We start from the raw sequence: 9,578 nt of genomic DNA, 5'->3' as shown, positions 1-9,578 counted from the left end.
GGCATCAGGCTGACACAGGACGACGGCGTCGTGGACGAGGACGTCGTGGCAGAAGCCGCAAGGACATTCACCATCGGCCATGAACGGTCCTACACGCAGGATCCGCTTTACGGAGTGACGGTTATGTCGCAAGTCGCGCTGCGCGCGCTTTCTCCCGCCGTCAACGATCCGGGCACGGCCATTGACGTGGTGACGCATCTGGTGCGCATCCTGGAAGCCGGCGAAAAGCCCGATGGGGACTCGGAGCCGCGCTATCCGCGCATCCATATGCCGACGATAACGGCAGAGGAATTCTTCGACGCCGCCTTCACCGCCATGGCGCGCGATGGCGCGGGCATGGCCGAGGTGGTGATCCACCTTCTCCATGCCTGCCGGGCGCTTGGCCACACGGATATCCCGGGCTTTTCCGAAATGTCGAAGAAATTCTCGACGTTGACCGTGGACCGGGCGCGCGAAACCCTGCGGTTTCAATCGGATATCGAGCGCATCGAGCGCGCGGCAAGTCGCGGCAACATCGCCTCGCCGGTCAGCTTCCGGCAAAACAACCGGGAACAATAACAGGCCCGACCCGTTAAACCGAAGACAGCGATGGCAGATCACCGTCGCCTGAAAAGCCGGGAGGTCGGCAAGGGCAACATCTTCGCGGGTTTCCTCCGCAATACCGACCACATGACCCGGAAAAAATTCCAGTTTCGGGGGAATGATATTCATGTTGGTGCTGACTTCATTGATTTTCGCGCTGATCGGCCTGTTTCTGGGCGGCGGCGGCATCTGGCTGATCACGCTTGGCGGTAGCTGGTTTTATCTGATCGCGGGTGCCGCATTTCTGGCGACCGCCTTTTTTGTTTTCATCCGATCGGCGCTTGCCTACTGGATTTACGCGGCGACCATACTGGTAACGCTGGTCTGGGCGCTGCTGGAGGTCGGTTTCGACTGGTGGCAGCTCGGCGCGCGCGGCGGGCTTGTCGTGCTTCTCGGCCTTTGGCTGCTATTGCCCTGGGTGCGCAGGCCGATCCTGCGCGATGACTACGGCTTTCCGGAAAAAGACAAACCCGCCCGCGCCGGCCCGTGGCCGCTGGTTGCCGCGGTTCTCGTTTCGATGGTGGTCGCGGTCATCTCGCTGTTCACCGACCCGCATGCGATCGAGGGGTCACTGCCCGGCGCCCGCAGCGCCAGCGCCGAAACGGCGGACGCCGTTCCCGAAGGCGAATGGCATGGCTATGGCCGCACCGAAAGGGGCCAGCGCTGGTCGCCTCTCGACCAGATCACCCCGGAGAATGTCGGCAGTCTGGAACTCGCCTGGCAGATCCAGACCGGCGACATGATGGGGCCCAACGACGTGGTCGAGACCACCTATGAGAATACCCCGCTGATGGTGGACGACACGCTCTATGTCTGCACCCCGCATAGCTGGGCGATGGCGTTTGATGCCAAGACCGGCGAGGAGAAATGGAAATTCGACCCCAAGGTTCCCGTTGACGGCAACCGCCAGCACCAGACCTGCCGGGGCGTGACCTATTACGACGATCCCGACATGGCAGAGGGCGAGCGCTGCAAGATCCGCGTCTACCTGCCGACCTCCGATGCCCGGCTGATCGCGCTCAACGCCGAGGACGGCACGATCTGCGCGGATTTCGCCGACAATGGCACGCTGCAGCTTCAGAAGAACATGCCCTACAAGACGCAAGGATATTACTACTCGACCTCCCCGCCGCTGGCGATAAACGGCAAGATCGTGGTCGGCGGCTCGGTCAACGACAATTACTCGACCGACAGCCCGTCCGGCGTGATCCGCGCCTATGACATCGATACCGGTGAACTGATCTGGAACTTCGATACCGGCAATCCGGAGCAAACCGAACCGCTCGGCCCGGACGAGACCTACACCAAGAACTCGCCGAACAGCTGGTCGGTGATGTCCGGCGACAGCGATCTCGGCCTGATCTACGCCCCGATCGGCAACCGCACGCCGGACCAGATCGGCCTCAACCGCTCGCCCGCGGTCGAGAAATATTCTTCTTCCGTTGTGGCGCTGGATGCCGAGACCGGCGCGCCGGTGTGGAACTTTCAGGGCGTCCACCATGACCTCTGGGACATGGACGTTCCGGCCCAGCCCGCCCTTCTCGACCTGACGATCGACGGCGAGAGCGTGCCGGCGCTGGTGCAGGCGACGAAGCAGGGCGAGGTCTTCGTGCTGAACCGCGAAACCGGCGAACCGATCCTTCCCGTCAAGGAGGTTCCCGCGCCCCAGGACGGTGGACTTGACGGCGAGAACCTGTCGCTGACCCAGCCGGTCTCGGCGCTTTCCTTCAACCCGCCGAAGCTTGAGGGCAAGGACATGTGGGGGGCGAGCCTGCTCGACCAACTCGTCTGCCGCATCAAGCTGAAGCAGTATAATTACGAGGGCCGCTACACGCCGCCCTCCGTCGACGGCACGATCGTCTATCCCGGCAATTTCGGGACGCTCAACTGGGGCTCGGTCGCCGTCGATCCGGAGCGGCAGGTGATGTTCGCCATGCCGGTCTACATGGCCTACACGTCCACGCTGGTGCCGAAATCGACGCCGGGCGTGGCCACGCAGGGCATCAACTCCAACAACGGCGCCGATTATGCCGTGTCCTTCTCCACCCTGCTCGGCCCGCTTGGAGTGCCCTGCCAGGCGCCGCCATGGGGCTATGTCGCGGGCGCGGACCTGACCACTGGCGAGATCGTGTGGAAGCACAAGAACGGCACGATCCAGGACATGACGCCGCTGCCGCTGAAGATCAAAATGGGTGTTCCCGGCATTGGCGGTCCGATCATGACGCGGGGCGGCGTCGCCTTCCTCGGCGCGACCATGGACAATTACATCCGCGGCTATGACGTGACCACCGGCGAACAGCTCTGGGAGGCCCGGCTTCCCGCCGGCGGCCAGGCGACGCCGATGACCTACGAGACCGCGGACGGCGCCCAATACGTGCTGATCGTCGCCGGCGGCCATGGCTCGGTCGGCACCGAGACGGGCGATTATATCCTCGCCTACAAGCTGCCGGAGGGTTAGGATATCCCGGCCGGCGGCTTCGCCGGCAGGCGGGGGCGTACCGGAATGCCGCCGAACGCCCTTTCCTTCCGGCAATTTGCCCGGATATTTCCGGGCTTGGCGGTTGCCGTTCCCGGAACGGCTTCCTATGTAACCCGCAAGCGTCAATTTATTAACTGAGGAGTATTGAACATGGCTTTTGAACTGCCCGATCTGCCTTACGCCTATGACGCGCTCGACCCCTACATGTCGGCCGAGACGCTCGAATTCCACCACGACAAGCACCACAACACCTATGTGACCACCGGCAACAAGCTGGCGGAAGAAGCGGGTCTCGGTGGTCTTTCCGTCGAGGATGTCATGGTCAAGGCCTACGGCTCCAACCAGCCGCTCTTCAACAATGCCGCCCAGCACTTCAACCACATGCATTTCTGGAAGTGGATGAAGAAGGATGGCGGCGGCACCAAGCTGCCGGGCGCGCTCGAAAGCGCGATTTCCTCCGATCTCGGCGGCTACGACAAGTTCAAGGCCGATTTCATTGCCGCCGGCACCGGCCAGTTCGGCTCGGGCTGGGCCTGGGTCGCCGTCAAGGACGGCAAGCTCGAAATCATGAAGACGCCGAACGGCGAAAACCCGGTCGTCCACGGTGCCAAGCCGATTCTCGGCGTCGACGTGTGGGAGCACTCCTACTACATCGACTACCGCAATGCCCGCCCGAAATATCTGGAAGCCTTCGTCGACAATCTCATCAACTGGGATTATGTCGCCGAACTCTACGAAGGCGCCACCAAATAAGGCAAACGCCTTTCGACTGATCATGAAGCCCGGCCAGAGAGCCGGGCTTTTTCGTGCCATACGCCACCTGCGTTCGCGCCGAACGCTTGCAACCACTCCCGTGACCAGATTCCGAAAACCGAACAATATGTTTGAGAAACCCTTTTCCCACACATATTTCTCTGTTATATGGACATGAGAAACCGGTTTCCCAGGGAGGGGATGGCGTGACGGATGCGAATGTTGGCGGGCGTGTTACGATTTATGACGTGGCCTCGAAGGCCGGCGTCAGCACCGCCACGGCTTCCAAGGCGCTCAACGACACCGGCCGCATGGCGGCGGAGACCCGCGCCCGCATCCGGCGCGTTGCGGAGGAGCTGGGGTTCCGTCCCAATGCGCTGGCGCGCAGCCTCACCAGCAAGCGAAGCTTCACCGTCGGCCTTCTGACGGACGATATCTATGGCCGCTTCACCCTGCCGGTCATGGCCGGAGTATCCGAAGGGCTGATCGACCAGGGCGTTTCGGTGTTTCTCTGCTCGGTCGGGGGTGATCCCGCACTTGCCCGCATCCATCTCGATGCGATGCTCGACAAGCAGGTCGACGGGATCATCGCCACCGGCAAGCGCGTCGACCGGCCACTTCCCATCGATTTCTCGGCAGTCCCGGTGCCCGTCGTCTACGTGTTGACCGAGGGGCCCGCCGAGGCAATCACCCTGGTGCCGGATGAACGGCAGGGCGCGCGCGAGGCGGTGCGTCATCTGATACAACGCGGCTGCCGGCGTATCGCCCATATCACCGGCCCAGAGCATTTTCTGGTCGTGCGCGAGCGCGCGCTTTCCTATCGCCAGACCCTGGAGGCCGCCGATTTGAGAGTTCCCGCGGCCGGCGTCCTTTACGGCACATGGTCGGAGCATTGGGGGCATGAGGCCGTCGCGCGGCTCTGGAGCTTCGATGAACGGCCGGACGGCATTTTCTGCGGCAATGACCAGATCGCCCGCGGGGTGATGGACGCCCTTCGCGAGCGCGGCGTGGCCATACCGCACGACGTGGCCGTGGTGGGGTTCGACAATTGGGAGATTGTCGCCGAGGAAACCCGGCCCCCGCTCACCACGATCGATATGAACTTGAAGGAGCTTGGACGCCAGGCCGGGCTCACGCTCGTGCGCCTGGTCAATGGCGAGGAGATTGAGAAAGGGCTTCTGCAGCTGCCGTGCAAACTGGTCGTGCGCAGCTCCTGAGCCTTTCGAAAGCGTGCGAAGGGGCCGGCACGGAACACGGCCCCATATCGGAGGAGGATAGAAATGAAACCCGTTAAAATCGCGGCGCTGACGGCGCTCGCCCTCGCCATGACGCCCTTCGGCGCTTCCGCCGAAACCTACAGCATGTGGGCGCGCAACAGCAGCGAAGCCTTCATGCCGGACCTGATCGAGGCCTTCAACGCCTCGCATGAGGACCAGATCGAGCTGCAGATCGTGCCAAGCACGGAAATGGTCCAGAAATACGCCGTGGCGGCCGCAGGCGGCTCGGCTCCGGATTTCGTGTCGCTGGACCTCGTTTACACGCCGGCTTTCGCCAAGGCCGGACAGCTCGCGGACCTGACCGAACTGGCCAGGAGCCTTCCCTATTTCGATCAGTTGTCGAAGGCCCATGTCGAGGCCGGCACCTATGACGGCAAGATCTACGGCGTGCCGATGTCGGCCGATGTCTCGGTGCTGTTGTGGAACAAGCGGCTGTTCCGCGAAGCCGGGCTCGATCCGGACAAGGCGCCGACCAACTGGGCCGAAATCGAGAACTATGCCGGCAAGGTCAACGCGCTCGGCGACGATACCTACGGTTTCTATTTCGCCGGCGCATGCGGCGGCTGCAATGCCTTCACCTTCATGCCGCTGATCTGGGCATCGGGCGGCGACATTCTGGTCGATGACGGCAAGCGCGCCACCATCGACACGCCGCAGATGCATGATGCGATCAATTTCTATCGCGACCTGGTTGCCAAGGGATATGTGCCCGAAAGCGCGAAGACGGATACGGGCACCAATTTCTTCGGCGGCTTCGCGGCGGACAATGTCGGCATTTCGCCCATCGGCGCGTTTGCCATCGGCAACCTCGTCAAGAACTACCCCGATGTCGAATTCGGCGTGGCTCCCCTGCCGGGCAAGGATGGCGGCGTGTCCTCTTTCGGCGGCGGCGACAATTTCGTCGTCACGGCGGGTCGCGACACGCTCGGCGCGGCAAAGGAGTTCCTGGACTTTGCCTATTCGGTCGAGGGACAGACGCTGCTTGCCCGCCTGGGCAGCCTGCCGACGCGCGCCGATGTGGCCCAGGAGGCGCTTTCCGGCCTTGATGACCGTTACCTGACGGCGGTCGAAGCGATGGAAACCGCGCGCACGCCGTCTTCGCCGGTCTACAACGACATCATCAATTCCAAGACGGGACCGTGGAAGCAGATGCTTGGCGAAGCCTTCTTCGGCGACGATGTCGACGGTTCCCTGAAGGGGGCGCAGGACACGATGCAGTCGATCCTGGACGCGTCCAACTGATCGCGCTTTCGCCGGGCGCCTGATGGGGGCGTCCGGTCTACCTCCCGGGCGCCATTGACGGCGCTCCGGGCCCTTTTCCCACGACCCATGGAACAGGCGCCATGCCAGAAACGCAATTCACAACAACGACGCCGCGCAGGCCGCGCCGGGGACGGGTGCGGCGCAAGCAGCTTGTCGGACTTCTGTTCGTCGCACCGGCGGTTGCGCTGGTAACGGTTTTCTTCGTCATCCCACTCTGCATGACCTTCTGGATGTCGCTTCACAACTGGCCGCTCATGGGCGCGCCGCGCTTCATCGGGCTCGGCAATTATGCGCAGATGCTGCATGACAGCCAGTTCTGGAGCTCGCTCCGCTTCACGGTGTTCTACACGCTCATCGTCACGGTCGTGCTTTTCGCGGTTGCCTTCCCGCTGGCGATCTTCGTGGAAAAGCCGGATGCGATGACCAGGTTCTACCGCACGGCCTATTTCCTGCCCTACGTCGTCGGCTTCGGCTCGGCCAGCCTGCTCTGGGTGTGGCTGATGAACGTCGATTCCGGCCTGTTCTCGCAACTCGCATGGCGGCTGGGCCTCACTGAAAAGCCGGTCAACCTGCTGGCGAGTTTCGACACAACCTTCATCTCGATCATCGTCATGGTGGTGTGGAAGACCGTGGGCTTCAACATGATCATCCTGCTCACCGGCCTGCAGGGCATCTCCACCGAGGTGCAGGAGGCGGCACGCGTGGACGGGGCTTCCTCCTGGCAGCGCTTCCGCCGCATCACGCTTCCGCTGATGCGGCGCACGATCGCGCTCGCCCTGATCCTGTCGGTCTCGGGCTCGATGCTCGCCTTCGACCAGTTCTACATCATCTCAGACGGCGGGCCGCAGAACCAGACGATCACCACCGTGTTCTGGATCTTCAGCCAGTCCTTCATGTCGTTCCATCTGGGCTACGGCTCGGCGCTGTCGATGGTTCTTCTGCTGATCCTGGTCACCATCAGCGTGATCCAGCTCAGGCTACTGCGCAATCCGGAGGGGATGTGATGAGCCGCCGCAAGATGAAACTACGTCGCCAGCGGTTCCAGATGACCCGCCGCAACATGATTGGCCTGTTTCTCGCCTTCCTGTTCCTGGCGCCGCTCGCCTGGAGCCTGCTGGTGAGCTTCAAGACATCGGCGGAATCGCGCAAGCCGCCCTTGCCGCCATGGCCGACGACCGGCTTCAGCACCCAGAGCTACCAGAACCTCTCCGATTTCGGCAGCGGCATCTGGACCTATACCGGCAACAGCCTCACCGTGTCGCTGGCGACCGTGGTGCTGTCGGTGGTGGTAAGCCTTCTGGCCGGCTACGGCTTCTCGCGCTTCCACTTCCCGTTCAAGAACGCGCTGTTCGTGCTGATCATCGCCACGATCATGATCCCGTTCCAGTCGGTTCTGACGCCGCTTTTCGTCATCCTGTCGAAGCTCGGCCTGCAGAACACGCTAACCGGTATCGTCTGCGTCTACGTCACGCTGCAGATGCCGTTCTCGATCTTCATGATGCGCAATGCCTTCGACGCCGTGCCGAAGGAGATCGAGGATGCGGCCCGCGTCGACGGCGCCTCGGTCATCAAGGTGCTCTACCGGATCATGCTGCCGCTGGTGCTGCCCGGCGTGGCCACGGTCGCGATCTTCGCCTTCCTCGCCTCGTGGAACGAGTTTCTGGCCGCCCTCATCCTTCTGACAGACCAGCAGAAATACACCCTGCCGGTGCTGATGGTCGCGGTTCGCGAAGGGCAGTACGGCACGATCGACTGGGGCGCGGTCCAGGCCGGCGTGACGCTGATGATGGTGCCGTGCCTCGTCGTCTTCCTGCTTTTGCAGCGCTACTACATCCGCGGCCTGACCGCGGGCGCCGTCAAGTGAATATCCAGACCAAAAAGGACTGACCCATGACTTCCTTCGACCTTCCCGCCATCAGCGGCTTCCGCCCTCCCGCGCTTCCCGATGTCGACGTCCAGGGCTTCTGGGGGGATCGCATCGATGCCGTCGCGCACAGGACGGCGATGATCCTCTATGATCGCTGCGTTGCCGCCGGCATGCTCGAGCAGATCAATCCCGATATTCCGGTTCCCCCGCTGCGGCTACCCTTCCACACCCGGGCCGACGGTACGCCGGACACCGTCAATGTCCAGATGTTCTGGGATTCCGACGTCGCCAAGGTCATCGAGACAGCGGCCTACGCGCTCTACCGCACGCCCAACCCCGATCTTGAGGCAAAGACCGACGAGATCATCGCGATGTTCTGCAAGCTGCAAGAGCCGGATGGCTACCTCAATTCCTGGTTCATCCGCATGCGCCCGGGCGAGCGCTGGACCAATCTGCGCGATTGCCACGAACTCTATTGCGCCGGCCATCTGATGGAAGCTGCCGTCGCCTATTTCCAGGCCACCGGCAAGCGTGCGCTGCTTGACGCCATGTGCCGCTATGCCGACCATATCGGCTCCGTCTTCGGCCCCGGCCCGGACCATAAGCCCGGCTATTGCGGCCACGAGGAAATCGAGTTGGCGCTGGTCCGCCTCGGCCGCGTCACCGGCGAGCAGCGCTATCTCGACCTCGCGCGCTTCTTCATCGATGCCCGCGGCCAGAAGCCGCATTACTTCGACATCGAGGCGGCCGCCCGTAACGAGGACCCCAAGCGTTTCCGCCACGACACCTATGAATACAACCAGTCGCATCTACCGGTGCGCGAGCAGACCAAGGTGACGGGACACGCGGTCCGGGCGATGTATCTCTATTCCGGCATGGCCGATGTCGCGACCGAATTCGGCGACGACAGTCTCACGGATGCGCTGAAGATTCTCTGGGAGGATCTGACGGAAAAGCAGATGTACGTGACCGGCGGCATCGGCCCGGCGGCGAGCAATGAGGGATTTACCGACTATTACGACCTGCCCAACGAGAGCGCCTATGCCGAGACCTGCGCTGCCGTCGGCCTCGCCATGTGGGCGAGCCGCATGCTCGGCCGCGGCCCGGACGGCCGGTTCGCCGACGTCCTGGAGCAGGCGCTCTACAACGGCGCGCTCTCCGGCCTCTCCCTCGACGGCTCGACCTTCTTCTACGACAATCCACTGGAAAGCCGGGGCGGCCATCATCGCTGGACCTGGCACCGCTGCCCGTGCTGCCCGCCGAACATCGCCCGCACGGTCGCCTCGATCGGCACCTACATGTATGGCGTCGCCGCCGACGAGATCGCCGTCCATCTCTACAATGAAAGCACCGCCCG

At 63.0% G+C, this 9,578-nt stretch carries 8 protein-coding genes; all 8 read left to right on the top strand.

Features of this window, described 5'->3' with window-relative positions; all coding sequences use genetic code 11:
* Window positions 1-558 (top strand): DUF2254 family protein (locus tag B4E36_RS23835; protein ID WP_345900901.1); only part of this gene is annotated, 558 nt, incomplete at its 5' end.
* Between the two features lie 142 nt (window positions 559-700).
* Complete coding sequence (locus tag B4E36_RS23830; protein ID WP_292059836.1) at window positions 701-3,040, top strand: membrane-bound PQQ-dependent dehydrogenase, glucose/quinate/shikimate family; 2,340 nt, start codon at window positions 701-703, stop codon at window positions 3,038-3,040.
* A 171-nt stretch (window positions 3,041-3,211) separates the two neighbouring features.
* Window positions 3,212-3,814: a superoxide dismutase gene (locus B4E36_RS23825; RefSeq protein WP_292059834.1), complete on the top strand. Its 603-nt coding sequence runs from the start codon at window positions 3,212-3,214 to the stop codon at window positions 3,812-3,814.
* A gap of 206 nt (window positions 3,815-4,020) precedes the next feature.
* Window positions 4,021-5,031, top strand: coding sequence for a LacI family DNA-binding transcriptional regulator (locus B4E36_RS23820; RefSeq protein ID WP_345900900.1), 1,011 nt, complete (start codon window positions 4,021-4,023; stop codon window positions 5,029-5,031).
* A gap of 63 nt (window positions 5,032-5,094) precedes the next feature.
* A complete protein-coding gene (locus B4E36_RS23815; RefSeq protein ID WP_292059831.1) occupies window positions 5,095-6,333 on the top strand; it encodes an ABC transporter substrate-binding protein in 1,239 nt (412 codons plus the stop codon).
* Between the two features lie 101 nt (window positions 6,334-6,434).
* The gene (locus B4E36_RS23810; protein WP_292059829.1) at window positions 6,435-7,358 is read left to right on the top strand and encodes a carbohydrate ABC transporter permease; all 924 of its coding nucleotides are present in this window, start codon (window positions 6,435-6,437) and stop codon (window positions 7,356-7,358) included.
* Window positions 7,355-8,218 (top strand): carbohydrate ABC transporter permease, encoded by an 864-nt coding sequence (locus B4E36_RS23805; RefSeq protein WP_414673825.1) that lies wholly within the window; start codon window positions 7,355-7,357, stop codon window positions 8,216-8,218. The genes B4E36_RS23810 and B4E36_RS23805 overlap by 4 nt, the downstream gene beginning before the upstream one ends.
* 26 nt (window positions 8,219-8,244) lie before the next feature.
* Window positions 8,245-9,578 (top strand): glycoside hydrolase family 127 protein (locus B4E36_RS23800; protein WP_345900899.1); only part of this gene is annotated, 1,334 nt, incomplete at its 3' end.

Origin of the sequence: Martelella sp. UBA3392, assembly GCF_002358775.1 — a bacterium.
GTDB classification, from domain to species: Bacteria; Pseudomonadota; Alphaproteobacteria; order Rhizobiales; family Rhizobiaceae; genus Martelella; species Martelella mediterranea.
The sequence above is the reverse complement of the archived record's forward strand: the minus strand, read 5'-3'. Positions and strand labels throughout refer to the sequence as shown.

Excerpts from the sequence above, each read along its gene's own strand:
- B4E36_RS23830 (WP_292059836.1), top strand. The coding sequence starts at position 701 with ATGATATTCATGTTGGTGCTGACTTCATTGATTTTCGCGCTGATCGGC.
- B4E36_RS23825 (WP_292059834.1), top strand. The coding sequence starts at position 3,212 with ATGGCTTTTGAACTGCCCGATCTGCCTTACGCCTATGACGCGCTCGAC.
- B4E36_RS23815 (WP_292059831.1), top strand. The coding sequence starts at position 5,095 with ATGAAACCCGTTAAAATCGCGGCGCTGACGGCGCTCGCCCTCGCCATG.
- B4E36_RS23810 (WP_292059829.1), top strand. The coding sequence starts at position 6,435 with ATGCCAGAAACGCAATTCACAACAACGACGCCGCGCAGGCCGCGCCGG.